Below are 24,710 nucleotides of genomic sequence, written 5' to 3'. Positions count from 1 at the left end.
GGAAAGTTGGCAATGGGTGCCATCTTGGTACGTTGGCCTGCCCAAGGAGCCGAAGGACGATCGTGGAAAAGATTTCTTTGCAGGCAGTGACCCGGGAGCAGGCGTACGCAAACCTGAACGCACAGAAGGCCAAGCAGCAGGTTCCCAAGGGGATCGCATACATGGCGGGCATCTTCGGTCTCATCCCCATCCTCTACATCAGCCTGGAAGGTCCCCACCCGATCGCAATTTCCGCCGTGGTCATCCTGTACGGACTCGTCACGGCCTGCCTGTGGTGGACCTGGAGCCTCGCCCGCCAGGCCGGCTACCGCATCAACCGGCGCTTCGCCGCGGTGGGCTGGCTCCCCGTCATCGTCGTGGCCGCCGGGGTCGCGCTCCTGCTGCTATGGGCGCTGACCTCAGTCGTCCAAGCGCTCGCACCTGATGCCGGCAGACGCGCCGGCGTGGGGATTGTCGCGTCGGCCGTCTGGGGCGGAATCGCCGTGTGCGTTTTCTATTTCCACCGGATCACCCTGTTCTACGGCAATGCCGTGGGTCTGACTTTCCGGCGCAACAAACACTTCATGCAAAAGTGGCAGGACGTGGCACAGGTCGTCATCGCCCGCAGCACCGACACCGTCGAAATCGCCGTCGCGCCGGCGCCCGGGGCCGTAGTGGAGGCGATGCCGACGCGCACCGGCGAAGTGCTGACCGGATATCCCGTCCGGGTACGGGTCCCCGCGGAACGGTTCGACCTGGACCGACTGAAGTGGGTGCTGAACCAATCCGGCCAGTCCAACATCGCGCTGGTGGAACAGACTCCGGCCGGCCAGGCCGTGTTGGGCCACTCGAACCGCTGGACCTAGACGGCGCCCTGCAACGCGAGAGAACGGTGACGATGAAGACCGCCGAGCCCATTTCCGGCCGCGACCAGACCCGCGACAAGGTATTGCGGGCCGCCGTCGCGCTGCTCGACGCCGACGGTCCCGATGCCCTGCAGACGCGCAAGGTGACCGCCGCCGCGCACACTTCGACGATGGCCGTCTACACCCACTTCGGCGGCATGCGGGAACTGATCGCCGCGGTAGCCGACTACGGGCTGGCGGAGTTCGACGCGGCATTGAGCCTGCCGGAAACCGAGGATCCGGTCGCCGACCTGCTCTCCTGCGGTGCCGCGTACCGCCGTTTCGCCACCGAACGCCCCCACCTCTACCGGCTGATGTTCGGCAGCACCAGCGCGCACGGCATCACCGCGCCCGCCTTCGACATCCAGACCGGCCGGCCGGCGTGGGACGTGCACCCGAGCCTGGGCCACCTGGTGCGACTGGTGCGCCGATCGATGACGGCGGGCCGGATCACCGCGGGCAGCCCCGACGACGACGCGTCCGTGCTGACCATCGCGGCCCAGTTCTGGACGATGATCCACGGGTTCGTGATGCTGGAACTGGCCGGCTACTTCGGCGGCGACGGCACCGCCGCGCCGCCGGTGCTGGGAACCGTCACCGTGCACCATCTGATCGGCCTGGGAGACCGGCCCGAGGCACTGTCCGCCTCGCTGGCGGCCACCGTGGGCTGGTAGCCCCCGAACGGCAAAACTCCCCGCCGATCCGGTACGGATCGACGGGGAGTTTCGACGTCGAGAATTACTTGACGGTGACCGAAGCGCCGGCGGCTTCCAGCTTGGCCTTGGCGTCCTCGGCGGCCTCCTTGGTGACCTTCTCCAGCAGCGGCTTGGGGGCGCCGTCGACCAGGTCCTTGGCTTCCTTGAGGCCCAGGCCGGAGACGATCTCGCGGACGACCTTGATCACGCCGATCTTCTTGTCGCCGGCACCCTCGAGGATGACGTCGAACTCGGACTGCTCCTCGGCGGCCTCGGCGGCCGCGCCACCGGCGGCCGGAGCCGCGGCGACGGCGACCGGAGCGGCGGCGGTGACCTCGAAGGTCTCCTCGAACTTCTTCACGAACTCGCTCAGCTCGAGCAGGGTCAGTTCCTTGAACGCGTCGAGCAGTTCGTCAGTGGTCAGCTTTGCCATTTTGGGATCCTTTCCAGGGGTTTGATGAGTTTGCCGGTTGATTGGCTTGGGTTATTCGGCGTCGGCAGCCGGAGCCTCTTCGGAAGCGGGGGCTTCCTCGGCGGCGGGGGCTTCCTCGGCGGCCGGGGCGGCGGGAACGGTCTCGCCCTCCTCGGCACGCTTGTCGGCCAGTGCGGCCGCCAGTCGTGCGACCTGGGAGGCCGGGGCGTTGAACAGCGCCGCAGCCTTGGACAGGTTCGCCTTCATGGCACCGGCCAGCTTGGCCAGCAGCACCTCGCGGCTCTCCAGGTCGGCAATCGCCTCGACCTGCGCGACGGTCAGCGCCGCGCCGTCCATGTAGCCGCCCTTGATGACCAGCGACTTGTGGTCCTTGGCGAACTTCTTGATCGCCTTGGCGGCGTCGACCGGCTCACCGCTGATGAACGCGATCGCCGTCGGGCCGCTGAAGAGGTCGTCGAGACCCTCGATACCGGCCTCCGACGCGGCCCGGCGGACCAGGGTGTTCTTGGCCACCGAGTAGGTGGTCCCGGCGCCCAGTGAACGCCGCAGCTCGGCCAGGTTGGCCACCGTCAGGCCGCGGTATTCGGTAATCACCGTGGCAGTCGAGGAATTGAACTGCTCGGTGATCTCGGCAACGGCGACGGCCTTGTCAGCCTTGGCCATGCATGCCTCCCTCTGTCCGAAGATGTGAAATGTGAAATTCAGGGTGTTCCACCCGAAGAACGACGAACGCCCCGGCGCAGGATGCGGCCGGGGCGTGCAGAATTTGCTGCCTCGTCCTCCTGCGTGGGCCGCCGGGAAACTCCCGGACCTTCAACCGATTGCTCGGTGACCGACGGTCTTCGGTGGATCGTCGTCAACAATAGCGCTCGGTCCCCTGATCCGCCAAAACGGGCGCCGACGGCCGGCGATGCGTCCCGTACTCCCCGCGGGGGTGCACCACCATCGGCCACCAGAACCACCGGCCCAGCATGGTCGCGATCGACGGCATCAGCAGCGACCGGACGATGAAGGTGTCCAGGATCAGGCCGATGGCGATCGTCGAACCCATCTGCGCCAGCACGGTCAGATCGCTCATCAGCATGCCGGCCATGGTCGCGGCGAACACCATGCCCGCCGAGGTCACCACACCGCCGGTGCCGCCCATCGCCCGGATGATGCCGGTCTTGAGCCCGGCGTGGATCTCCTCCTTGAACCGGGACACCAGCAGCAGGTTGTAGTCCGAGCCGACGGCCAGCAGGATGATCACCGACATCACCGCCACCAGCCAGTGCAGCCGGAAGCCGAACAGGTCCTGCCAGATCAGCACCGACAGGCCGAACGACGCCGCGATCGAGCTGGCCGCCGTCGCGACGATGACCAGGGCGGCCACCGCGCTGCGCACCAGGATCAGCATGATCATGAAGATCAGGGTCAGCGACGCCACCACCGAGATCATCAGGTCGTACTTGGCGCCGTCGTGCATGTCCTTGTAGGTCGCCGCGGTGCCACCGATGAACACCCGCGAACCCGACAGCGACGACATCTTCAGCGCGTCCTGTCCGGCCTTGCGCTCGCCTGCCACCCGGTCGATGCCCTCCGGGGTGGCCGGGTCGCCCTCGTGGGTGATGAAGAAGCGGGCCGACTTGCCGTCGGGCGACAGGAACTGCTTGAGGCCGACCTGGAAGTCCGGGTTGTCGAAGGCCTCCGGCGGCAGGTAGAACAGGTCGCCGTTCTTGGCGTCGTCGAAGGTCTGGCCCATCACGATGGCGGTGTCGTTGAGCGCCCCGAGCTGGTCGATCATCGCCTGGAAGGTGCTGTAGGTGGTCAGCGTCAACGCCTGCGTGGTCTTCATCGAGGCGATCATCGGCGGCACCAGCGCCAGCATCTGCGGCATCAGCCGATCCATCTCGGTGATGCTCTGCGACATCTGCCCGAACTTGTCCGACATCTGGTCGAATCCATCCAGGCCGTCGAACAGCGACCGGATCGACCAGCACATCGGGATGTCGTAGCAGTGCGGCTCCCAGTACAGGTAGTTGCGCAGCGGCCGGAAGAAGTCGTCGAAGTCGGCCATGTGATCACGCAGGTCGGAGACCACGTCGACCAGCTCGTCGGTGGTCTTCTTCATGTCGTGGGTGTTGTCGACGAGCTTCTGCATGACGGAGTACATCTGCGTCATGGTCGTGATCATCACGCCCATCTGGTCGGACATCTTCTTGATGTCGCCCATCCGCTCCTTGAGGTACGGCAGGCTCTGGTTCTGCACCTGGCTGCCGACGGCGTTCTGGAACGGGATCGAGCTGTGCTGTATGGGGATACCCAGCGGCCGGGAGATGCTCTGCACCATCGCGATGCCCTCGACGCCCAGCAGGTTGCGGGCGACCTTGTCCAGCACCAGGATGTCCGCGGTGTTGCGCATGTCGTGGTCAGATTCGACCATCAGGATGTCCGGGTTCATCCGGGCCTCGGTGAAATGCCGCGCCGCGGCCTGGTAACCGAGGTTGGACGGCGCGTCCATCGGCAGGAAGTGCTTGTCGTTGTAGTCGGTCCGGTAGCCGGGCAGCCCGAGCATGCCGATCAGCACGATGGCCAGGCTGACGACGAAGATCGGCGCCGGCCACCGCACCACGGCGGTGCCGACCTTGTACCAGAACCGGCCGGGCCGGGCGGTCTTCGGATCGTAGAGACCGATCTTGCTGCCCAAAAACAGCGCGGCCGGACCCATGGTGACGGCCGAGGCGATCACCACCAGCATGCCGATCGCGACCGGTTCGCCCATGGTCTTGAACCAGGTCAGCCGGGCGAAGGACAGGCAGTACACGGCGCCGGCGATGGTCAGCCCGGATCCGATGATGACATGGCTGACCGAGTGGAAGGTGACGTAGTAGGCGTCGTCCTTCTCCAGCCCGGACTGCCGGGCCTCGCGGTAGCGCCCGAACAGGAAGATGCCGTAGTCCGTCGCGGCCGCAATGGCCAGCATCGTCAGGATGTTGCCGGCGAAGGTGGTCAGCTCGAAGGCACCGTGCATCGCCAGCACGGAGACCACGCCGCGGGCGGCCAGCAGGCCGGTGAAGGTCAGGATCAGCTGGACGATCGTGGTGATGATCGACCGGTAGACCACCAGCAGCATGAACGCGATGGCGATCAGGGTGATCAGGGTGATCTTGGCCAGGCTGGCGTTGCCGATGATGTGCATGTCGTTGCTGAGCGCAGCCGGGCCGGTCACGTAGGCGTGCACGCCGTCGGGCGCCGGGGTGTCCGCGATGACCTTGCGGACCGCCTGCACCGACTCGTTGGCCAGGGTCAGGCCCTGCTCACCGGCGAGGTTGAGCATCACGTAGGCACCCTTGGCGTCGGCGCCCTGGGCTCCGGCGGCGGTCAGCCGCTGGCCCCAGAAGTTCTGGATGTGCTGGACGTGCTCGGGGTCCTTCTCCAGCTTGGCGATGATCTCGTCGTAGTACGCGTGCGCCGGCGGGCCCAGCTCCTGGTCACTGTCGATGACGATCATGACCGTGCTGTTGGAGTCGAACTCCTGGAAGTTCCCGCCCATGCGCTTCATGGCGATCATCGACGGCGCGTCCTTGGGTGCCATCGGCGCGGCGTGCTCTTCGCCGACGATCTCCAGCTGCGGCGCGATCACGTTGACCACGACGGTGAAGACGATCCAGAAACCGATGATGGGCACCGCGAGGATGCGCATGGCGTGGGCGGCCTTGCCGCGCTTGATTCGGTGCGGGGCGTTCGAGCCGCCGCCCAGAACGGGGGCAGGTGCGCTCATGCGGACTTCACCAGGCAGTAGGTCTGCGGGTTGACCCCGTCAGAGGTTCGTTCGTCCTTGACCACATCGTCGACGGTGATTCGGCAGGTGACGCCGGCGCCGTCGGCCTGCACCATGATGTTGGCGCTGACCGTCGGCAGTGTCGTGGTCACGGTGGCCGACCACGGCAGCGGGGCGTGCTCCACGTTGTGCAGGTTCGCGACGTCGTCGAAGTAGCTGATCCGTGCCGTCGTCCCCGGCGGCCCCAGCACGTCGTAGACCACGACCTTCGGGTTGAACTGCACGATCTCGATGCCCGCGCCGGCGTTGGCGTTGAGGTCCTCGGAGGCGAACTGCCCGTGCAGCCGGTTGACCACCAGCCCGGCGAAGGACAGCACCACGATCAGCACCAGCGGGATCCACGCCTTCTTGGCCCCGGCGCCGATGGCCCCGATCAGTCGTTTCACCGCGCACCTCCGGCCTGGTGTCCCTCGCACTCGTCCCGCCGCGCCGATTCGGCACGCTCCATCAGCCGCCCCAGAATCGGCTCGACGTCGCGGGCGCACCGCAGCAGCGTTTCCCGATCCTCGGCGGGCAGGCCCGCCATCAGCTCGTCCAGGCGAGCGCGGCGGTGGCGCTTGCGGGCCCGGAACAACTCCTGGCCCTCCTCGGTGACGCCGATCAGCACCGCCCGGCCGTCGTCGGGGTCGCGATGACGCTCCAACAGACCCTGGCGTTCCATCCGCTGGATCAGCTGGGTCATCGACGGCTGACTGACACCTTCCAGCGTGGCCAGGGTGGTCAGCCGGGTCGGGCCCTCGCGGTAGACGCGGTTGAGCAGCAGTGCGGCCGAGCCGCTGAGGTTGGTGCGGTCACTGAGGTGCCGCACGCTGAGGTCGACGCCGAGGTCGAAGGCTTCCCCGAGCTCGTCGTGACGAGCCGCGGCGTCCGACGATTGCATGAGTGGAGTTATATCATTGTCGTTATGTAGCTGCAACGCGGAGGGGCGCCGGGGCCGCTGCACATCGGATGCCGACACCGCCGAACCGTGGCACGCTGGAATGCGAAGCGGCCACCGCAGGCAAGGAGCAACCGTGACCGACAAGCCATCCACCGGCTGGCGGGACCCTCTGACGCTGGGCTGGCAGGCTCACCGCGGCCTGCTGCTCCTGCGGCTGCGCTGGCACGAATCCGCCCAGCGCTATCTGGTCCGGGACGCCCGGACTTCCTGATCGACGCACCGTGACCCGGGTCACGGGATTGGAGCCGCCTCGGGCGGGTTTGGCACACTACAACAATGAGTACGACCAAACATCACCGGGAGGTCGCCAAACTGGACCGGGTGCCCCTGCCGGTCGAGGCGATCCGGATCGGCATGACGGGTTGGCAACTGCTGCGCACCCTGGCCCGCGTCGTCACCAAACTGCCCGCCGGCGGCGCACTGCCGGACAAGGTCGTCCGGGAGATCCCGCAGACCTTCGCCGACCTCGGCCCGACCTACGTGAAGTTCGGGCAGATCATCGCCTCCAGCCCCGGAGCCTTCGGCGAGCCGCTGTCGCGGGAGTTCCGCAGCCTGCTCGACGCGGTACCGCCCGCGGACACCGAGGCCGTGCACCGGCTGTTCGCCGAGGAACTCGGTGACGAACCGCAGAACCTGTTCGCGCACTTCGAGGAGAAGCCGTTCGCGTCGGCCTCCATCGCCCAGGTGCACTTCGCCACGCTGCACACCGGCGAAGAGGTCGTCGTCAAGATCCAGCGCCCGGGCATCCGCCAGCGGGTGGCCGCCGATCTGCAGATCCTGCAGCGGTTCGCCCAGCTCGTCGAACTGGCCAAGGTGGGGCGCCGGCTCTCGGCGCGCGACGTCGTCGCCGACTTCGCCGACAACCTGGCCTCCGAACTCGACTTCCGCATCGAGGGAGGGTCCATGGAGACCTGGGTGGCCGGCCTGAAGGACTCCCCGCTCGGCGCGAATATCAAGGTGCCCGAGGTGCATTGGGATCTGACCTCCGAGCGCGTGCTGACCATGGAGCGGGTGCAGGGCGTGCGCATCGACGACGTCGCCGCGATCCGCAAGCAGGGATTCGACGGCACCGACCTGGTCAAGGCGCTGCTGTTCTCGACGTTCGAGGGCGGCCTGCGGCACGGGCTGTTCCACGGCGACCTGCACGCCGGGAACCTGCTGGTCGACGACCAGGGCCGGATCGTCTTCCTGGACTTCGGCATCATGGGCCGCATCGACCCGCGGACCCGCTGGCTGCTGCGCGAGCTGATCTACGCACTGCTGGTGAAGAAGGACCACGCCGCCGCCGGCAAGATCGTCGTGCTGCTGGGCGCCGTCGGCCGCACCAAACCCGAGGCCGAAGCCGCCAAGGATCTGGAGGCGTTCGCCAAGCCGCTGACGCTCAAGACCCTCGGCGACATGTCCTACGCGGAGATCGGCAAGCAGCTGTCCACGCTGGCCGACGCCTACGACGTCAAACTGCCCCGGGAACTGGTGCTGATCGGCAAGCAGTTCCTCTATGTCGAGCGGTACATGAAGCTGCTGGCGCCGAAGTGGCAGATGATGAACGACCCGCAGTTCTCCGGCTATTTCGCCAACTTCATGGTGGAGGCCGGCCGGGAATACCAGGAAGCACACCCCGGAGACGATGCGGAACCGTCCGCGGAGGAGGCCCAGTGAGCACCCCGGCACGCACCGGTTTCGCCCGTTCCGGCGACCTGGACATCTTTTACGAGGACATGGGTAATCCCGACGACCCCGCGGTGCTGCTGATCATGGGTCTCGGTGCGCAGCTTCTGTTGTGGCGCACCGGTTTCTGCGAGAAGATCGTCGACCGCGGATACCGGGTGATCCGGTTCGACAACCGCGACGTCGGGTTGTCCAGCAAGCTCGACGGGCAGCGCGCACCGGGTTCCCAGTACGCGGGGATGTTGCGTTCGCAGGTGGGCCGGCCCAGTCCCGCGGTGTACACGCTGGAGGACATGTCCGACGACGCGGCCGCTCTGCTGGACCACCTCGACATCGAACGGGCGCACGTCGTCGGCGGCTCGATGGGCGGCATGATCGCCCAGGTCGTGGCGGCCCGGCACGCCGAACGGACCCGCTCGCTCGGGGTCATTTTCTCCTCGAACAACCAGCCCGCGTTGCCGCCGCCGCACCCGAAGGCGCTGTTCTCCCTACTCAAGGGCCCCGCGCCGGATTCACCGCGCGACGTCATCCTCGACAACTCGGTGCGGGTGAGCCGGATCATCGGCAGCCCCGGCTATCCGGCACCCGAGGAGAAGCTGCGCGCCGAGGCCGCCGAGAGCTACGACCGCAGCTTCTACCCGGTCGGTGTCGCCCGGCATTTCGGCGCCATCCTGGGTAGTGGCAGCCTGCGCCGCTACAACCGTTCGGTGTCCGTGCCGACCGTCGTCATCCACGGCCGTTCCGACAAGCTGATGCGGCCGGCCGGCGGCAAGGCGATCGCCAAGAACATCCCCGGCGCCCGCCTGGTGCTGTTCGACGGGATGGGCCACGACCTGCCAGAACCACTGTGGGATCCCATCGTCACCGAGCTCGATACCACTTTCCGCACCGCCGCGAACTGACTTCTGTCACCCCATCCGGGGCCGTTCGGCGCGGTTCGGCACCCCCGCGGCGACCCCCCTGCGTCGTATCCTGAGGCTCTGGTTACGAAACGCGATGGGCAGGAGTCCCCCGATGAGACACGAATCGAATCTGAAGCCCAAATACGAAGAGCTGTCATCGATTTACGACATCTCCAACGAGTTCTACGAACTGTTCCTCGGCGACACCATGGGCTATACCTGCGGTTACTTCGAGCGCGAGGACTCCTCCGGCGACGAGGCGCAGATCGCCAAATTCGACCTGGCCCTCGGCAAACTCGGACTGCAACCGGGAATGACGCTGCTCGACATCGGTTGCGGCTGGGGCGCCGGCATGGCGCGCGCCGTCGAGAAGTACGACGTCAACGTCATCGGCCTGACGCTGTCGGGCGAACAGCAGCAGTACGCGATCGAGAAACTCTCGAAGATCCCGACCACCCGCACGGTCGAGGTGCGGCTGCAGGGCTGGGAGGAGTTCGACGAGCAGGTCGACCGCATCGTGTCGATCGGCGCGTTCGAGCACTTCGGCTTCGACCGGTATCCGGCATTCTTCCGGATGGCCTACGACGCCCTGCCCGACGACGGGGTGATGCTGCTGCACACCATCACCGGCTTCGACCTGCGCCGCGCCCAGGAGCTGGGCCTGTCGATGACCTTCGAGCACGCCCGGTTCGCCAAGTTCATCGCCGACGAGATCTTCCCCGGCGGCCGGCTGCCGTCGGTGCCCAAGGTGCAGGAGAACGCGGAGGCGGCCGGGTTCACCGTCGCCCGCGTGCAGGAGATCGGGCCGCACTACGTGCGCACCCTGGCGATCTGGGAGGACGCCCTGCACGCGCACCGGGACGAGGCGATCGCGCTGCAGGGGCAGGTGGTCTACGACCGGTTCGACAAATACCTCAGCGGCTGCCAGAAGTACTTCGCGTCCGGGCACATCAGCGTGCACCAGTTCACGCTGACGAAGTAGGACTCGCTAGACGAGCGGCACCTCGAGGATCGGGCGGTCGACCGCCGCGCCCGGCCCGTCGAAGTGCCACCACTCCCCCGAGTACACGCTGAGCCCGCCGGCGGCCATCGCCTGGCGTAGCAGCGCCCGGTTGGCCTGCGCCGCCGCGCTCACCCCGTCGGTGGCGTAGGCCAGTGCCCGCGGGCTGAAGTCGTCGAACCCGGTACCCATGTCGAGCAGCCGGCCCGCGGCGTCGACCAGGGTGACGTCCACCGAGCGCCCCGCGGTGTGGCTGCGGGCACTGGTTCCGGGCTTGGCCACCCAGTTCGGGTCGGGCACCACCTGGAACATCTTCACCTGAACCGAATGCGGCCGGTAGCAGTCCCAGAACACCAACCGGGCGCCCTGTGCGCGCAGCGCCGCGGCCGCCGTCGTCAGGCCCGGGGCCAGGGATTCGTGCACCAGGCACTGCGCGCCCGTCGGGTAGAGCTGCGTGCCGGTGAAATTGTCCGTGGTGGCGTAGCGCAGGTCGACAACGGCGTCCGGCACCACCCGGTGGATCTCGACGAACCCGGCCTCGGCCGCGGTCGGCTCGGCGGTTGCCACGGCCGGGTTCAACGTCGCCGCGGCGGCCGCCGCGCAGACGAATGTGGACCTGCTGCGCGCCAAACGGCGGGTCAATCGCAACAGGTCCACAATCGGCATGCGTAGATCTATGCCTCTTCGACGAAATTCCGGGTGACAGCCGGGTCGACCGGGATGCCGGGGCCGGTGGTCGTCGAGACGACGACCTTCTTCAGGTAGCGGCCCTTGGACGACGACGGCTTGGCGCGCAGGATCTCATCCAGCGCGGCGCCGTAGTTCTCGGCCAGCTTGGTGTCGTCGAACGACGCCTTGCCGATGACGAAGTGCAGGTTGGCCTGCTTGTCGACGCGGAAGTTGATCTTGCCGCCCTTGATGTCGGAAACCGCCTTGGCGACGTCCGGGGTGACGGTGCCGGTCTTGGGGTTGGGCATCAGGCCGCGCGGGCCCAGCACGCGGGCGATCCGGCCGACCTTGGCCATCTGGTCCGGGGTGGCGATCGCGGCGTCGAAGTCCAGGAATCCGCCCTGGATCTTCTCGATCAGGTCGTCGCTGCCGACCACATCGGCGCCGGCGGCGATCGCGGCCTCGGCCTTCTCGCCGACCGCGAACACCGCAACCCGGGCGGTCTTACCGGTGCCGTGCGGCAGGTTCACGGTGCCGCGCACCATCTGGTCGGCTTTGCGGGGGTCCACGCCGAGCCGGATCGCGACCTCAACGGTCGAGTCCTGGTTCTTCGACGAGGTCTCCTTGGCCAGCTTCGCGGCCTCCAGCGGGGTGTACAGCTTGGTCTTGTCGATCTTGGCGGCGGCCTCGCGGTATGCCTTGCTGTTCTTGCTCATTGCGTTCTCCTGATTTCTCAAGGTCGTGGTTTGCGGGCCGAAGCGGGCCCTCCCACTGCTTCCTGTTGCGTTGAGTCAGACGCCACGCGGGGCATCCACTCGAACTTTTCGTGCGTGAGTTCTCACTCGACGGTGTCGAGCGTCGCTCGGGTTATTCGACGGTGATGCCCATCGAACGCGCGGTGCCGGCGATGATCTTGGCGGCGGCGTCGATGTCGTTGGCGTTGAGATCTTCCTTCTTGGTCTCGGCGATCTCGCGCACCTGATCCCAGCTCACCTTGGCGACCTTGGTCTTATGCGGCTCGCCGGAGCCCTTCTGCACACCGGCGGCCTTGAGCAGCAGCCTGGCGGCGGGCGGGGTCTTCAGGGCGAAGGTGAAGCTGCGATCCTCGTAGACGGTGATCTCCACCGGGATGACGTTGCCGCGCTGCGACTCGGTCGCGGCGTTGTACGCCTTGCAGAACTCCATGATGTTGACGCCGTGCTGACCCAACGCAGGGCCGACGGGCGGGGCGGGGTTGGCCTGCCCGGCCTGGATCTGCAGCTTGATCAGCCCGGTGACCTTCTTCTTCGGGGCCATTGGGGGGTGTTTCCTTTCCTAAATGTCAGATCTGGGCGACCTGTGTCAGATCTTGGCGACCTGAGTGAAGGCCAGCTCGACGGGTGTCTCGCGACCGAAAATGGACACCAGCACCTTGAGCTTCTGCTGTTCGGCGTTGACCTCGCTGATCGACGTCGGCAGCGTGGCGAACGGGCCGTCCATGACGGTGACCGACTCGCCCACCTCGTAGTCGACCAGGATTTCCGGCCGCTCCAGGGTTGCCTCGGTTCCCGCTCCGGCGGCCGCGGCGGTCGACTTGGCGGCCTTCTTCGCCGCGCCCTGCGGCAGCAGGAACTTCACCACGTCGTCCAGCGACAGCGCCGTGGGCCGCGACGTCGCGCCGACGAACCCGGTGACACCCGGGGTGTTGCGCACGGCGGACCAGGAGTCGTCGGTCAGGTCCATCCGGACCAGGATGTAGCCCGGCAGGACCTTGCGGTTGACCTGCTTGCGCTGGCCGTTCTTGATCTCGGTGACCTCTTCGGTCGGCACCTCGACCTGGAAGATGTAGTCGCCGACGTCGAGGTTCTGCACGCGGGTCTCGAGGTTGGCCTTCACCTTGTTCTCGTAGCCGGCGTAGGAGTGGATGACGTACCAGTCGCCCGGCTTGGCGCGCAACTCTTTCTTCAGCGCGACGGCCGGGTCCAGATCCTCGGCCGGGCTTTCCGCCGCGGACTCGGCGACCGCGGTGTCAGCGGTCTCGCCGTCGTCGGCCGTGGGCTCGTCGCCCTCGAAGCTCGTCACGGTTGTCAATCCTCTCTCAACATCTCAGTGGTCGGCGCCGCCGGGCGGTCAGCCGAACACCTTCAGCACCAATTGCGCCAGGCCCAGATCGGACAGGCTGATCAGCGCCGTCATGAACACCAGGAACACCAGGACCACGACGGTGTAGGTGACCATCTGGTTGCGGTTCGGCCAGATGACCTTGCGCAGCTCGGCAACCACCTGCTTGAGGTAGTTGATGACGAACATGATCGGGTTGCGCGACGGTCCGGTCTTGGCCTTCTTGGCGCGCGTCTTCGGCTGCTTCTTGGTCACCGTCTTGGTGGCGCCGGCACCCTCGTCGTCATCGGCCTCGCCCTCGGACTCGTCGTCGACGACCGCGGTGGCGGCACGCTGCCGAGAACGCTTGCCGGTGGGCCGGACCGGCGCCGCCGGTGCGTCGTCGCCGGGCTTCCAGGACGACACCGGAGCGTCGTCGGTGTCGTCGGCACCGCCGACTTCGTCGGCCGCGTCGCGCTCGTCGCTCACCCGCTCGCTCCTTCGTCGAACCCCGTCGGCTGGTGTCCAGAACCGTCTGTGCACCAATGGCAATATTTCGTTATGCAGGGGCGACAGGACTTGAACCTGCAACCTGCGGTTTTGGAGACCGCTGCTCTGCCAGTTGAGCTACGCCCCTCTGTCGATCTCGTGGGGTTGCCCACAAAACTCGCGCGCTCTCCGATCGGTCCACAATTCGAACCGCCGGACAGCGCGCATGTCCTGGGAGAACCCCGAGGGCCGAGTATACCCCGATCGCAGCCTCAGACCGAAATCCCCGGTCAGAGGCTGAGCTTGATATCGGCCATCGCCTCGGAGTCCCGGCCCATCAGGGTGGTGAATGCTTCCAGCACCATCTCACCCTCCTGATTGCGCACCACATTGCGGCTGGTGACGATGTCGACGCCGAAGGACTCCTTGTGCGTCTCGACGACGAACCAGCAGGACAGCTCGTCGCCCTCCTTGAGGGGCTTGTGGAACACGAAGCGCTGGTCGGTCTGGACGATCTGCATGGTGTCGACCCCGAAGTCGTGCACCCGGAAGAATTCCTTCTGCACCAGCAACGCCATCACCGCGGAGAAGGTGACCGGCGCCATCAGCCCGTCGTGTCCGGCCTCGGCGGCCGCCTCCAGATCCTGGCTGACCGGGTTGTCGCACTTGATCGCCTTGGCGAACTCACGGATCTGCTCCCGCCCCACCACAAAGGTGCGGGAGTACTTGTGCTCCATGCCGACGACGTCGAGGTTCAGCGCCATGGTTACGCCAACTTCGCCGACGCGACCGCGCGGCCGAAGATCTTCTTCCCGCCCGTGGTGGCAGACAGCGCCACGGTGACCGTCTTGGTCTCGGGGTCGACGGACTTCACCCGCCCGTTGAAGACGAGCTCGGTGCCGACGCCGTCGTTGGGGACGGTCACGAAGCTGGTGAAACGCACGTTGTACTCGGTGACCGCGGCCGGGTCGCCGACCCACTCGGTGACATAGCCGCCACCGATGCCCATGGTGAGCATGCCGTGGGCGATCGCGCCGTCTTCCAGCCCGACCATCCGGGCGATCTCGTCGTCCCAGTGGATCGGGTTCAGGTCACCGGACACGCCGGCGTAGTTCACCAGGTCCTGCCGGGTCAGCGGGTAGACCTTCTCCGGCAGCGGGTCGCCGACTTTGACCGAATCGAAACTACGCAGTGCCATCGCTGAAACCACTCTCTCCGTTTTCCTCGCTACGCCCCGCCAAGGTGGTGTAGGTCTCCTGAACTGCGGCGCCGTCACCGTCGGTGATGACGGTCTTGAGCACAATGAGGTCCGTTCCGTGCGCGTGCCGGATGGACTGCACCGTCACGTCGGCGTACAGGCTGTCGCCGACGTGGATGGGCCGCAGGTACTTGAACTCTTGATCCACCTGAACGATCTGGGCGTCGGTGAGTGCGATCCCGGCGGCGTCGAACATCCCCGTCTGCGCCAGGTAACCGAGCATTGAGGCGAAGGTCGGGGGTGCGAGGAGCCCGGGGAACCCGAGCCCGACCGCCGCATCGTCATCGTGGAAGGGCGCGTCGGTGGCCTTGACCGCGGCCGCGAACTCGCGGATCTTCTCGCGCTCCACCTCGTAGTGGTCGGGATAGCGGAAGTGATAGCCGACCAGGTCGTCACTCAACACGGATGTACACCTACCTACTCGTCGTCAGCAGGCCTGCCGATACCCCTCGGGCGACGGGCCCGGCGTGGATCAGCGGGATTCGCGGTGACCCTGATGCTTGCCGCAGTTCGGGCAGAACTTCTTCAGTTCCAGCCGATCCGGGTCGTTGCGACGGTTCTTCTTGGTGATGTAGTTGCGGTGCTTGCACACCTCGCAGGCCAAAGTGATCTTCGGCCGCACATCGGTACTGGAGGCCACGTTGCTCGCCCTCTTTCACGTTCTCGGTTGTCCTGTAGCGGTGGGGAGGCTCGATCTCCCGACCTCACGATTATGAGTCGTGCGCTCTAACCAGCTGAGCTACACCGCCCCGATAGCCGCGGGCGGCGCTCCGCCGCGCGTCCACCGAGCCCCCTAACGGAATCGAACCGTTGACCTTTTCCTTACCATGGAAACGCTCTACCGACTGAGCTAAGGGGGCAAGTCTTACCAGCTCCGCCCGGGCGCTGCCGGATGAGCCTTAAGCAGGTTACAGGGTGCGGCTTTGCTACACCAAACCGCTGGTCAAACCACCACGGCGGAGGCCGGGACCGGCGTCGCCCGCCGGTCCCGGCCCTGCAGCTTCACGCCCCAGGTATCAGGAGAGCAGCCAGTCGTTGGGGCTGAACAGCTCGCAGTGCACCCGTTCGGCGGCCAGGCCCTTGCCGTCGGGACCGACCAACTGAGCCCGGACGGCCTGCACGAATGCGTCCGGACCGCACAGGTAGACGTGGCAGTCCTCCGCGAGGTCGACGCCGTCGAGGTTCATCCGGCCCGGATGCGCGCCGGGGCTGCCCGCGACGACACCGTCCTCGTACCAGACGTCGAGGGTGGCGTTGGGCAGCTGCCCGACGAGCTCGCGCTGCTGCTGGCGCAGCGGGTGGGCCTCGTCGGAGCGGTCGGCGTGCAGTACCCGCACGGGGGTCTGCGGCGCGCGCTGGACCAGGTACTCCAGCAGCGAGATCATCGGCGTGACGCCGATGCCCGCCGAGATGAGCGCGACGGACCCGGCACCGGGGGTGGGCAGGTCGCCGAACGGGACCGTCACGTCGAGCAGGTCACCGACCCGCAGGTTGTCCCGGATCCAGTTGGACACCTCGCCGGCCGGGGCATCGCCGGTCGCCGGCACCGGCTTGACGGCAAAGGTCAGCTCGGTCTCCGAGATGCCGGTCAGGCTGTACTGGCGCAGCTGACGGGCGCCGTCGGGCAGGGTCACGCCCACCGACACGTACTGCGCCGGTGCCGCGACATGCGCTCCGCAGTCGACGGTGACCAGCACCGCGCCCGACGGGTCGTCGACGCGCCCGGTCACCCGCAGCCGGCGGTACACGTCGCCGGCGTCCACACCGGCACCCCGGTACAGATCGTTTTCCAGCGCGATGAGGGTGTCGGCCATGATCCAGTACACCCGGTCCCAGGCCTCGGCGACCTCCGCGGTGACGACGTCGGCGCCCAGCACCTCGACGATCGCGGCGAACAGGTGCTCGTGCACGATCGGGTACTGCTCGGCGACGATGCCCAGCGAGGTGTGCTTGTGCGCGATCCGGCCCAGCATGTCGGCCGGGTGCGGCAGATCCGGGTCGACGAGGTGGGTGGCGAAGGTAGCGATGGAGGCGGCCAGCGCCCGCTGCTGGGCGCCCTGGGCCTGGTTGCCCCGGTTGAACAGGTTGCGCAGCAGCTCCGGGCGCGCACCGAACATCCGGCCGTAGAAGCAGCTGGTGATCTCGCCGACGTGCGCGCCCACCAGAGGCAGTGTCGCGGCGACGACCTCGGCGTGCTGCGGCGACAGCTCGAGCGGTTTGGCTGCGGTGGTCATGGCGGATCCTTTCGTTGATCTTCTGTTTTGGTGTTCTGTTTTCAGCTGTGTTGCAGGTCTTGTGCTTCCGGGTCCGTCACCCGAACCGCGCCGTCGGCCCGGGTAGCGGCAGCGCTCCCACCAGCGGAGAGACCACGGGCAGCGGTGCGCCGGCCACCAGGTCGCCGACGGTGTAGCGGTCGAGTTCGGCGTAGAAGGCTTCCTTGGCGGCGGACAGTGCGCGGCGCAGCCGGCAGCCGGGGACCAGGGGGCACGGGTTGCCGCCGCCGGCGCAGTCGATGACCTCGCGGTCGCCCTCCAGCCGGCGGACCAGCCAGCCCACCGACACCTCGCGGCCCTCGGGGGTCAGCTCCAGGCCGCCGGTGCGGCCCCGGCGGGTGTTGACCAGACCCAGCTCGGCCAGCCGGGAAACGGCTTTGGCGGTGTGGTTCTCCGAGGCGTCGGCGGCCAGCGCGAGGCCGCGGGTGGTGACCCGCTGGTCTCGCGCTTCCCCGGAGGCCAGCAGCATCATCGCCCGGAGGCCGAGATCGGTGAATCGGGTCAGCTGCACGAGTCAGACGTTAGTAAATTCCGCATCTTTGCTGCGAGTTTTCTGTCTGTGTGGTTAAACACCAAGGTTGGTGCGGTTTTTGCACCTGCGTGGATACCGTTTTTGCGACCGGGATCGCGGCGTTCACACAGCCACGGCCTAGGCTCGGCGGATGCCTTCCGATGACCGTCTGTACTTCCGGCAACTGTTGTCCGGGCGCGACTTCGCCGTCGGCGACATGATCGCCGGCCAGATGCGCAATTTCGCCTACCTGATCGGCGACCGGGAAACGGGCGACGCGGTGATCGTCGATCCGGCCTACGCGGCTGGCGACCTCGTCGACATCCTGGAGGCCGACGGGATGCGGCTGTCCGGAGTGCTGGTGACCCATCACCACCCCGACCACGTCGGCGGCACCATGATGGGGTTCACCCTGGCCGGCCTCGCCGAACTGCTGGAGCGCCACAGCGTGCCGGTCCACGTCAATGCACTCGAGGCGGACTGGGTTGCCAAGGTGACGGGCATCGCCGGCAGCGAACTGACCGGGCATCAGCACGGCGACACGGTGGCGGTCGGCACGATCGACATCGAGTTGCTGCACACCCCGGGGCACACGCCGGGCAGTCAGTGCTTCCTGCTCGACGGTCGCCTGGTGGCCGGCGACACGCTCTTTCTAGACGGCTGCGGGCGTACCGATTTCCCCGGCGGCAATCCCGACGACATGTTCCGCAGCCTGGCGCAACTGTCCCGGCTGCCCGGTGATCCGACGGTGTTCCCCGGCCACTGGTATTCGGCCGAACCCAGCGCCGGGCTGGAAGAGGTCAAGCGCAGTAACTACGTCTACCGCGCGTCAAACCTGGAGCAGTGGCGTCAGCTGATGGGCGGTTAGGCGCTAACAGACCACGCCACAGAAGAACGCGGCGGCGATGAGGCCGATGGCCACGGCGACGGTCGGCTGACCGGTCATCACGGCGAACACCACGCCGGTGATGGATGCGATGGCGATGAGGACGAACATGATCGCCAGCAGCAGGCGAACCCCGTTCACCGATCCCCCGGCAGCGGGCGGCAGGCCGTTGCCCGATCGCGACGTCCTGTTGTTCAACCCGGCCATGCGGCACCCCTTCGGTGATGTGTTCCAAACCACAGCGTAGTGATTTCTGTGAGGAATGCCACTTATGGAAGCGTCGCTAAATACAAGCTCAGCTAAGGTTTTTCGGCTATTCAGACTGGGTTTCCAGCCGCCAAAAACCCGGGTTCAGCACACTCCTCCGTAGTGCCGGGCCACAATTCCCCGGCACCGAATCACCGCCATCCGATCAGTGCACCGAGTAGCTCGAACGACGGTCGGGATGTTCGGCATTCCACCGTCGTTCGACGCGGTTGACCCGATGATGCTCGGCGCTGATCAGACCGAACCCGGTGATCAGCAACGCGAGCGTGAGCAATCCGATGGGCGGTAGCAACTCCATCCGGTGATAGCCGACGGCCGCGATCAGCCCGGCGATCGAGACGATCGACATTGCTACGGCCAGCAGTCCGGGCAGCCACAGCGTGTCGATGAGCGATTCCCCGGCGTGCTGGTGGGTCGTTCGGGCGTGATCGACCGGATCGCGATAGGCACCCTTCATTTCGCGCCTCCCTTCGAGGGGGATACCCGAATTCTACGCCTGTTTGTGATGCGGATCACATCGTCGCGTAATCGCGCGGCGGTATCCGGCGAGCGCTACACGCCCAGCGCGCTGCCCTTACGCCAGACCGCGTAGGGGACGCTCCAGTCCCCGCCCTGGTGCAGCGTCAGCCCGGGGCCACCGGTTCCGACCACCTCGACGATGTCGCCGGGCTGGGAGAAGTTGAAGAACCACTCGGCGTTCTCGCCGCTGAGGTTGAGGCAGCCGTGCGAGAGGTTCCGGCTGCCCTGCGCCCAGATCGTCGCGTTGAGCTGATGGAGATAAATGCCGTCGGTGCTGATCCGAGTCGCCCAGGGAATCGACAGCTTGTAGCCGAGCCGGGAGTTGACCGGCAGCCCGAACGTGGAGGAATCCATCACCACCGGGTTGCCCTTGTCCAGCACGCTGTAGATGCCGGGCGGCGTCCAGAACGACAGGGTGGTGCTGCCGATGGTCTCGGTGCCGCCCATCCCCATCGAGGTCGGCATGGTGCGCACCAGCCGGTCCCCGTCGTACACGCTGATCTGTTTGGTCTTGTCGTCGGCGACTGACCGGTGCGCGGCCCCGATCACGAACGACACGCTCTCGTCCTGGGCTCCGTAGACGCCGTTGCCCAGCCTCGCGCCGTACATCGGGGCGTCGATGGTGACCCTGGTGCCGGGGGCGTAGTAGCGCTCCGGGCGCCAGTGCACGGTCTGGTCGTCGATCCAGTTCCAGGATCCGCTGACCGGGGGTGTGGTGCGCACGTTCATCCGGGACTCGGCGGCGATGCGGTCCCGGATCGGTTCGTCGAAGCGCGCCGAGATGACGGCGCCGATGCCGTACACGCCGCCGTCGGCGATCGGGATGCCCGACGACATCCGGAGGTACAGTTGGGCCTGGTTGTCCGGCGAGACGGTGCTGAACGACGCCGTCTGGGTACTCGGCACTCCGGTGGGGCCCTGCGCGGAGATGGTCATCGTGTACAGCCGGCCGTAGCCCAACTGCTCGTCGGGCCGCCAGCTGAGCCCGTCGGCGGCCAGCCTGCCCGGGATGACGGTACCGGATTCGTTGACCATGCTGACCGACGTCAGCCGGCCCGTGTAGGCGGACACTCGGACCGGGGCGGCCGGCGAGACGCCCGTGGACTTGGGGGCGGGCAGCACCGATATCCGGGCGGGTTCGGGAGCCGGCAGCACCATGGCCGCCGGATGACTGGCGTTGGCCACGTTCGGGCAGCGACCGGGGCAGTCCGGCAACCAGGTCACCAGTACCCCGCCGGCCACCGCCAGGAATGCGAAAACGGCGGCGAGGCAGGCCCCGAACAGACGGCGACGCGAACGCAAAGCACAAACTCCAATGTGATTTCGAACCGACGAGATCCACGCGGCCCCCGGCTATTTGCTCATCGTAGCCGGGTTGGCGTACCGATCGGTAGCCGCGGGGCGTGTCGAGTGCGGCGTGTCAGTGCCCGGCCGGGGTGAATCCGGCGCCCCAGCGGTTTGCGCTCTCCCGGACGTAGTCGACGAGCGGGCCGATCGGGAAGCCGTAGGCGCCGCGATACGAGGCATCCTCGGCCGAACTGAAATGCCCGATGGTGATGCCGTAGAGCACCGGGCCGTCCTCGGAGTCGCCGTACCAGGGCGAACCGCTGTCCCCGTGGTCGGCCACCAGGGAGGAGCGCATCACCGAATACCGCGGGTACTCGGCGTCGATGGTGACCTCGGTCACGGTGCCGTCGGTGTCGCGGGTGGTGTTGCCGTATTTGTGCACGACGGCGCCCTTGGCCGGGGTGGCCCAGCGGGTGAAGAACCCGTCGGGGATCTCGACGTCGTCCTCGAGGACGATGAGGGTGATCCCGAGGCCCTCGTCGACGGTGTTCCCGTCGCTCTGGTGCGCGACCACCTGCCCGATCTGATATCCCTGGCGGTTGTAGACCAGCTCGCCAGGCCCCTTGGCGCAGTGGCCGGCGGTGACGCCCAGCCGGTCGCCGGCGTCGTTTCCCGCCAGGAAGCCCAGCGTGCAGGAGGCGCCGCCGTCGAGCACGATCTCCATCCCGGGGGCCACCCCGACGCGCGCGGCCGCCGTCGGCGCGGTGGCCGGGGACAGCAGGGCACCGAGAAGCAGTACCCCCGCCAGCGGCGGCAACCGTCGCGCCATAGGGGCAGATTAGAGCCCGACCGCGCCGGAAAGCAGTCAGACCCCCGATAAAAGGGGGTCTGACCAGGTGTGGCAGGTACAGGATTCGAACCTGTGTAGGCTTCCGCCGACGGATTTACAGTCCCGAACGGGCCGTTCCCGGGCGGTTCACCGCGCTCGGTAGTGTCCGCGCCATTTTGCCGCGAAACGCCCGCCGAACTGGCGATATCGCACCTAGACGTCCACTCGCGTTCCATACCGTTCGGGTGAGTCGAGCGGGGCCGGGTGGCGCGAGTTGTGCACCTTCTGTGCACACGATGCCCTGCTCACGATCTGCGAGCCAGCAAACGATACGCGCGGCACGGTTCGCACGCCGACGAAAGACCCCGGGCCACGAGGGCCCGGGGTGGGTGCCCTCAGTTTACGTCGCGAGGCGCTTCGCGTTTGAACAGGTGGGTGACACCGACGGTGACGGCGACAACCGATGGCACCATCACCAGAGCGTTGATGTCCGAGTAGGTGACGAGACGGTAGGACAGCGCGCCGAAGGCTAGACCGATGATGGTCAGCGCGAGGCTTGGAAGGTCCAGCCGGCGACGCGATGTGCGTCTATACGTCGTCGTCACCTGCCGTCCTCCTGTGACTTTCGACCTTCAGAACGGTCCAGCTGGAGCGGGTGCGACCGTTCTTCACGATCGTATCCTCGCGGATCTGGAGTCGGAAGACATCGGTGTTGCTGATCGCTAACCCTTTGGCGACCTTCTTGAGAAATTCGGCGTCGGCAACCACAGCTTTCCGCGCGTGACCGCCGGATGGTTTCACCCGCCACTTGGTCGAATCGGCGAAGTCGATGGTCTGCATCCGCGCCAAAACCTCGAAGGTTTCAGCCCGCTCGGCGATGTCGTCGGTCGGTGCGACACTGTCATAGTCCTCCCGGGTGAGAACAACTTGCGTCGGCGCCACGCTGGGGAGGGCGTCTCGGCGCGGTGGCGGACTGCTGACATCCAATTCGGTCACCCGGGCATCACCAAGCGGTGCCATGATCTCCCGCAGCTGCTTCTTGCGGCGCCGCTTCCGCTTGTTCAGTTCCTCCCAGGCTGCCGCAGGGATCTCCTCGGAGGTGTTGTCCTGCCAGTCCACTTTCACGTTGCCGTTTTCGAGGTGTTGGAAGCTCTTGACGTCTGCTCGCATCGACTTGGTTGACCACCAGATGGCCTGGGCAATCGTTGGCGGGCCGGCGTACTTGCCCACCGTCTTGACCGTTTCCCAGTGCTCGGACGCGACGCGCACCGCTTCGATGATGAAGGAACCCTCTTGAGGTGGACGCACGAAGACGACGGAGTTGGCGGGGCCTTCGTCGTGGAAAACGTGGGCCTTGTCGAAGTCCCCGACGATGCCGGCGAGTCCCTGCAGTACCTGCGCTACGTCGGTGGCTCGCAGCTCGTGCAGGTCAGAGTTCGCGTCGGCGGCGAATCGGAGTGTGACCGTATCCATGATCTTGCGGTCGTCCGTCGCTTCGCTCACCTTTGCCCCCGTTCCCCAAGAATCTGAATCTCAGACCCTATGGGCTGGGCTTGGCCTCGAAACCATCCACCCCCGCCTGCGCATTCGACGACGAAAAGCCGCCCCCGTCCTGCCACGGGGGGTGGGCAGGCGCGGGGGCGGTGGGGTCGAGGGTAGCGGATAGCGCCGGCCCCGCCGGTGTAGGCCCGCCAGCGGCCGGTAGTCAGCGGTTGCGGTACGCGAGCACCGCGGCGAGGAGCATGCTGCCGGCCGACCAGGCCATCCCGAAGATGCACATGGCGAGCTGGGCGGGGTGCACGGGTCAGCCCAGCAGCTCTTTGAGGCGCGCTGGGGGTTCGGGGACCTCGGCGTGGTGGGCCAGGGCGTCCGCCAGCCGGCGGATGTAGCCGATCGCGTCCCAGAACTTTTGGCTGACCTCCGTCAGGGTGGCGTCGGTGGCGGCCTGGGCGACGCGCAGTTGCGCGATCGTCGCGGCCTGGGCCTCCAACTGGGCGGCCTGGGCGTCGAGCTGGGCCTGCATCACGTCGAGCTGCCGGACGTGGGTGGTCTGCATTTCCCGCATGTCGATTTCCAGGGCCGCCAAACGGGCGGCGTTGCGATCGGCACGGTCGGCGTCGGCGGCGCGCAGACGGCGGGCTTGCCGCCACCGGCCATAGGCCCCGAGGACGCCCGGCCAGCGTGCGGCGACCTTGGATCCGAGGGCGATCGGCCCGAAGAACACGAACAGGAGCAGCCAAATCAGCCAAGGGATTTCAGGCGGGATCGCGCTCCACCCATTCACCGGTCCCCCTTGCGTTGCTGGTCGAATCCGACGGCGAAGGCGTAGCAGGCGATGGCGACGGCGCCGACGATGATCGGCCCGGAGATGCCGTCCCACCACGGCTTGCGGACAACGGCGACGAGCCGGCCGACGGCGATGGTGATCAGTACGGAGCCGGCAAGCCACGATCCGGAGATGACCCAGCGTGGCCAGCGCATCGCGAAGCCGATGATCATGGTGAGCCCGGCGGCCAGGCAGAGGATTCCCCAGGCTTGGATAGGCATGGCCTGCTCGACGATGGTGTAGCTGGGCCCGACCTGGTCATCCTGGCCAGGCAGCAGGAAGTCAACACCGTAGGACGCCGGCACCAGGGGGACGACTCCGACAGCCAGCAGCCGCATGTGGATCGGCAGCAATGGGGTCCAGGTGCCGCGGCGGGGCAACCACCGGCGCCCGGTCATCGCAGGTGCTCCGCGACGGCGAGCTCGTTGAGCGCTGCCCGCAGGTCAGTGATCGCGCCGCCGGGTGCGCGGGCCACGATCTGCCCCGTCGGGATCGACAGGGACACTGTGGCTTTGCCGACCCGCGCGCGGATCACGCTGGGCCCCACCCGCTCGATGGTCATCGTGGGCGGGTGGCGTCGATGACCTGTTGGGTGAGCGCGCCGACCGTCGGTCCGATCACCGGGACCTGGCCGAGCGCGCCGGTGACCGCCTGGGTGACCTTGTCCAGGTCGGCGGTGGCCTGCTCGGCGATCGCGGTGCCGGTGGCCTTGGCGCCGTTGAGCTTGTCGAGGCCGGACAGGATCTGGTCGACGGGCGTGCCGAGGGTGCCGTCCTGGCGTTGGCGGGTGGTGCGCACCGCGGCGGTGGTGGTGATGGCGGTGCCGCCGAGGAGGGTCAGCAGGCCGGTGAGGGCCTGGATGATACCGGCGGCGGTGTCGGCGGACAGGCCGCCCCAGATTGCGGCGATGCTGATGATGCCGGTGACGACGGTGCCGCCGATGTAGAGCGTCTGGGCGATCTTCGGGTTCATGGG

At 67.1% G+C, this 24,710-nt stretch carries 33 protein-coding genes and 3 tRNA genes; 7 read left to right on the top strand and 29 right to left on the bottom strand.

Annotation, left to right across the window (positions count from 1 at the left end):
* Positions 1 to 62 precede the first annotated feature (62 nt).
* Together G6N16_RS06365 and G6N16_RS06360 are read left to right on the top strand one after the other, a co-directional pair.
* Entirely contained in the window at positions 63 to 845 is a 783-nt protein-coding gene (locus tag G6N16_RS06365) for a phosphatidylglycerol lysyltransferase domain-containing protein (protein WP_133052962.1), read from the top strand.
* Positions 846 to 877: 32 nt separating this feature from the next.
* A complete protein-coding gene (locus G6N16_RS06360) occupies positions 878 to 1,558 on the top strand; it encodes a TetR/AcrR family transcriptional regulator (protein ID WP_083031878.1) in 681 nt (226 codons plus the stop codon).
* A gap of 64 nt (positions 1,559 to 1,622) precedes the next feature.
* Here G6N16_RS06360 and rplL read toward each other — a convergent pair whose 3' ends face one another.
* The 5 genes from rplL to G6N16_RS06335 form a co-directional block, all read right to left on the bottom strand.
* Complete coding sequence (gene rplL, locus G6N16_RS06355) at positions 1,623 to 2,012, bottom strand: 50S ribosomal protein L7/L12 (RefSeq protein ID WP_083031877.1); 390 nt, start codon at positions 2,010 to 2,012, stop codon at positions 1,623 to 1,625.
* 51 nt (positions 2,013 to 2,063) lie between these two features.
* Positions 2,064 to 2,675, bottom strand: coding sequence for a 50S ribosomal protein L10 (rplJ, locus tag G6N16_RS06350; RefSeq protein ID WP_083031875.1), 612 nt, complete (start codon positions 2,673 to 2,675; stop codon positions 2,064 to 2,066).
* 193 nt (positions 2,676 to 2,868) lie between these two features.
* The gene (locus G6N16_RS06345; protein WP_083031874.1) at positions 2,869 to 5,772 is read right to left on the bottom strand and encodes an MMPL/RND family transporter; all 2,904 of its coding nucleotides are present in this window, start codon (positions 5,770 to 5,772) and stop codon (positions 2,869 to 2,871) included.
* The gene (locus G6N16_RS06340; RefSeq protein ID WP_083031886.1) at positions 5,769 to 6,209 is read right to left on the bottom strand and encodes an MmpS family transport accessory protein; all 441 of its coding nucleotides are present in this window, start codon (positions 6,207 to 6,209) and stop codon (positions 5,769 to 5,771) included. The genes G6N16_RS06345 and G6N16_RS06340 overlap by 4 nt, the downstream gene beginning before the upstream one ends.
* Positions 6,210 to 6,214: 5 nt before the next feature.
* Complete coding sequence (locus tag G6N16_RS06335) at positions 6,215 to 6,712, bottom strand: MarR family winged helix-turn-helix transcriptional regulator (RefSeq protein WP_083031872.1); 498 nt, start codon at positions 6,710 to 6,712, stop codon at positions 6,215 to 6,217.
* A gap of 133 nt (positions 6,713 to 6,845) precedes the next feature.
* Here G6N16_RS06335 and G6N16_RS06330 point away from each other — a divergent pair, with 133 nt between their 5' ends.
* The 4 genes from G6N16_RS06330 (at position 6,846) to G6N16_RS06315 (ending at position 10,324) form a co-directional block, all read left to right on the top strand.
* On the top strand, positions 6,846 to 6,983 hold the full coding sequence (locus G6N16_RS06330; protein WP_163787798.1) for a hypothetical protein: 138 nt from the start codon (positions 6,846 to 6,848) through the stop codon (positions 6,981 to 6,983).
* 65 nt (positions 6,984 to 7,048) lie between these two features.
* On the top strand, positions 7,049 to 8,431 hold the full coding sequence (locus G6N16_RS06325) for an ABC1 kinase family protein (protein ID WP_083031871.1): 1,383 nt from the start codon (positions 7,049 to 7,051) through the stop codon (positions 8,429 to 8,431).
* Positions 8,432 to 8,490: 59 nt separating this feature from the next.
* Positions 8,491 to 9,342 carry an alpha/beta fold hydrolase gene (locus G6N16_RS06320; RefSeq protein ID WP_083031884.1) on the top strand — a complete coding sequence of 284 codons (852 nt, stop codon included), beginning with the start codon at positions 8,491 to 8,493 and terminating at the stop codon, positions 9,340 to 9,342.
* Between the two features lie 112 nt (positions 9,343 to 9,454).
* Positions 9,455 to 10,324 (top strand): cyclopropane mycolic acid synthase family methyltransferase, encoded by an 870-nt coding sequence (locus G6N16_RS06315; RefSeq protein ID WP_083031869.1) that lies wholly within the window; start codon positions 9,455 to 9,457, stop codon positions 10,322 to 10,324.
* Positions 10,325 to 10,330: 6 nt separating this feature from the next.
* Here G6N16_RS06315 and G6N16_RS06310 read toward each other — a convergent pair whose 3' ends face one another.
* The 14 genes from G6N16_RS06310 to G6N16_RS06245 form a co-directional block, all read right to left on the bottom strand.
* Complete coding sequence (locus G6N16_RS06310) at positions 10,331 to 11,008, bottom strand: M15 family metallopeptidase (protein WP_083031868.1); 678 nt, start codon at positions 11,006 to 11,008, stop codon at positions 10,331 to 10,333.
* An 8-nt stretch (positions 11,009 to 11,016) separates the two neighbouring features.
* The gene (gene rplA, locus G6N16_RS06305; RefSeq protein ID WP_083031866.1) at positions 11,017 to 11,727 is read right to left on the bottom strand and encodes a 50S ribosomal protein L1; all 711 of its coding nucleotides are present in this window, start codon (positions 11,725 to 11,727) and stop codon (positions 11,017 to 11,019) included.
* A 151-nt stretch (positions 11,728 to 11,878) separates the two neighbouring features.
* On the bottom strand, positions 11,879 to 12,307 hold the full coding sequence (gene rplK / locus G6N16_RS06300; RefSeq protein WP_083031865.1) for a 50S ribosomal protein L11: 429 nt from the start codon (positions 12,305 to 12,307) through the stop codon (positions 11,879 to 11,881).
* A gap of 45 nt (positions 12,308 to 12,352) precedes the next feature.
* Positions 12,353 to 13,081: a transcription termination/antitermination protein NusG gene (gene nusG, locus G6N16_RS06295; RefSeq protein WP_283165429.1), complete on the bottom strand. Its 729-nt coding sequence runs from the start codon at positions 13,079 to 13,081 to the stop codon at positions 12,353 to 12,355.
* A 39-nt stretch (positions 13,082 to 13,120) separates the two neighbouring features.
* Positions 13,121 to 13,579 carry a preprotein translocase subunit SecE gene (secE, locus tag G6N16_RS06290; RefSeq protein WP_083031862.1) on the bottom strand — a complete coding sequence of 153 codons (459 nt, stop codon included), beginning with the start codon at positions 13,577 to 13,579 and terminating at the stop codon, positions 13,121 to 13,123.
* Between the two features lie 75 nt (positions 13,580 to 13,654).
* Positions 13,655 to 13,727, bottom strand: a tRNA-Trp gene (locus G6N16_RS06285).
* Positions 13,728 to 13,869: 142 nt separating this feature from the next.
* On the bottom strand, positions 13,870 to 14,343 hold the full coding sequence (locus tag G6N16_RS06280; protein WP_083031860.1) for an FAS1-like dehydratase domain-containing protein: 474 nt from the start codon (positions 14,341 to 14,343) through the stop codon (positions 13,870 to 13,872).
* Positions 14,344 to 14,345: 2 nt separating this feature from the next.
* A complete protein-coding gene (hadB, locus tag G6N16_RS06275; protein WP_083031859.1) occupies positions 14,346 to 14,777 on the bottom strand; it encodes a (3R)-hydroxyacyl-ACP dehydratase subunit HadB in 432 nt (143 codons plus the stop codon).
* The gene (gene hadA, locus G6N16_RS06270; RefSeq protein WP_083031857.1) at positions 14,764 to 15,240 is read right to left on the bottom strand and encodes a (3R)-hydroxyacyl-ACP dehydratase subunit HadA; all 477 of its coding nucleotides are present in this window, start codon (positions 15,238 to 15,240) and stop codon (positions 14,764 to 14,766) included. Before hadA ends, hadB begins: the two co-directional genes overlap by 14 nt.
* Before the next feature lie 69 nt (positions 15,241 to 15,309).
* Positions 15,310 to 15,477: a 50S ribosomal protein L33 gene (rpmG, locus tag G6N16_RS06265; protein WP_068915518.1), complete on the bottom strand. Its 168-nt coding sequence runs from the start codon at positions 15,475 to 15,477 to the stop codon at positions 15,310 to 15,312.
* Between the two features lie 35 nt (positions 15,478 to 15,512).
* Positions 15,513 to 15,586, bottom strand: a tRNA-Met gene (locus tag G6N16_RS06260).
* A gap of 38 nt (positions 15,587 to 15,624) precedes the next feature.
* Positions 15,625 to 15,697 (bottom strand) — tRNA-Thr (locus G6N16_RS06255).
* Between the two features lie 156 nt (positions 15,698 to 15,853).
* The gene (locus G6N16_RS06250; protein ID WP_083031856.1) at positions 15,854 to 17,071 is read right to left on the bottom strand and encodes a globin domain-containing protein; all 1,218 of its coding nucleotides are present in this window, start codon (positions 17,069 to 17,071) and stop codon (positions 15,854 to 15,856) included.
* A gap of 76 nt (positions 17,072 to 17,147) precedes the next feature.
* Positions 17,148 to 17,621 carry an RrF2 family transcriptional regulator gene (locus G6N16_RS06245; protein WP_083031854.1) on the bottom strand — a complete coding sequence of 158 codons (474 nt, stop codon included), beginning with the start codon at positions 17,619 to 17,621 and terminating at the stop codon, positions 17,148 to 17,150.
* Positions 17,622 to 17,772: 151 nt separating this feature from the next.
* Here G6N16_RS06245 and G6N16_RS06240 point away from each other — a divergent pair, with 151 nt between their 5' ends.
* Positions 17,773 to 18,489, top strand: coding sequence for an MBL fold metallo-hydrolase (locus G6N16_RS06240; protein WP_083031853.1), 717 nt, complete (start codon positions 17,773 to 17,775; stop codon positions 18,487 to 18,489).
* A gap of 3 nt (positions 18,490 to 18,492) precedes the next feature.
* On the opposite strand, the gene G6N16_RS06235 is transcribed toward G6N16_RS06240, so the two are convergent.
* From G6N16_RS06235 to G6N16_RS06190, 10 genes are all read right to left on the bottom strand, one after another.
* Positions 18,493 to 18,714 (bottom strand): hypothetical protein, encoded by a 222-nt coding sequence (locus tag G6N16_RS06235; protein ID WP_083031852.1) that lies wholly within the window; start codon positions 18,712 to 18,714, stop codon positions 18,493 to 18,495.
* Between the two features lie 205 nt (positions 18,715 to 18,919).
* Entirely contained in the window at positions 18,920 to 19,231 is a 312-nt protein-coding gene (gene usfY, locus G6N16_RS06230) for a protein UsfY (protein ID WP_083031851.1), read from the bottom strand.
* Between the two features lie 95 nt (positions 19,232 to 19,326).
* Positions 19,327 to 20,595: a L,D-transpeptidase gene (locus G6N16_RS06225; protein ID WP_083031850.1), complete on the bottom strand. Its 1,269-nt coding sequence runs from the start codon at positions 20,593 to 20,595 to the stop codon at positions 19,327 to 19,329.
* Positions 20,596 to 20,713: 118 nt separating this feature from the next.
* Positions 20,714 to 21,409: a chymotrypsin family serine protease gene (locus tag G6N16_RS06220; RefSeq protein ID WP_083031849.1), complete on the bottom strand. Its 696-nt coding sequence runs from the start codon at positions 21,407 to 21,409 to the stop codon at positions 20,714 to 20,716.
* 395 nt (positions 21,410 to 21,804) lie between these two features.
* Complete coding sequence (locus G6N16_RS06215; protein WP_083031848.1) at positions 21,805 to 22,014, bottom strand: hypothetical protein; 210 nt, start codon at positions 22,012 to 22,014, stop codon at positions 21,805 to 21,807.
* The gene (locus tag G6N16_RS06210) at positions 21,998 to 22,912 is read right to left on the bottom strand and encodes an LAPAL motif-containing putative phage structural protein (protein WP_234805905.1); all 915 of its coding nucleotides are present in this window, start codon (positions 22,910 to 22,912) and stop codon (positions 21,998 to 22,000) included. The genes G6N16_RS06215 and G6N16_RS06210 overlap by 17 nt, the downstream gene beginning before the upstream one ends.
* Positions 22,913 to 23,213: 301 nt before the next feature.
* Positions 23,214 to 23,693 carry a hypothetical protein gene (locus tag G6N16_RS06205; RefSeq protein ID WP_083031847.1) on the bottom strand — a complete coding sequence of 160 codons (480 nt, stop codon included), beginning with the start codon at positions 23,691 to 23,693 and terminating at the stop codon, positions 23,214 to 23,216.
* Positions 23,690 to 24,133 carry a hypothetical protein gene (locus tag G6N16_RS06200; RefSeq protein ID WP_083031846.1) on the bottom strand — a complete coding sequence of 148 codons (444 nt, stop codon included), beginning with the start codon at positions 24,131 to 24,133 and terminating at the stop codon, positions 23,690 to 23,692. The genes G6N16_RS06205 and G6N16_RS06200 overlap by 4 nt, the downstream gene beginning before the upstream one ends.
* Complete coding sequence (locus G6N16_RS06195; protein WP_163787797.1) at positions 24,130 to 24,297, bottom strand: hypothetical protein; 168 nt, start codon at positions 24,295 to 24,297, stop codon at positions 24,130 to 24,132. The genes G6N16_RS06200 and G6N16_RS06195 overlap by 4 nt, the downstream gene beginning before the upstream one ends.
* The gene (locus tag G6N16_RS06190; protein ID WP_083031845.1) at positions 24,294 to 24,707 is read right to left on the bottom strand and encodes a phage holin family protein; all 414 of its coding nucleotides are present in this window, start codon (positions 24,705 to 24,707) and stop codon (positions 24,294 to 24,296) included. The genes G6N16_RS06195 and G6N16_RS06190 overlap by 4 nt, the downstream gene beginning before the upstream one ends.
* Positions 24,708 to 24,710: the final 3 nt, after the last annotated feature.

Source organism: Mycolicibacterium insubricum (genome assembly GCF_010731615.1).
Taxonomy (GTDB): Bacteria; Actinomycetota; Actinomycetes; order Mycobacteriales; family Mycobacteriaceae; genus Mycobacterium; species Mycobacterium insubricum.
The sequence above is the reverse complement of the archived record's forward strand: the minus strand, read 5'-3'. Positions and strand labels throughout refer to the sequence as shown.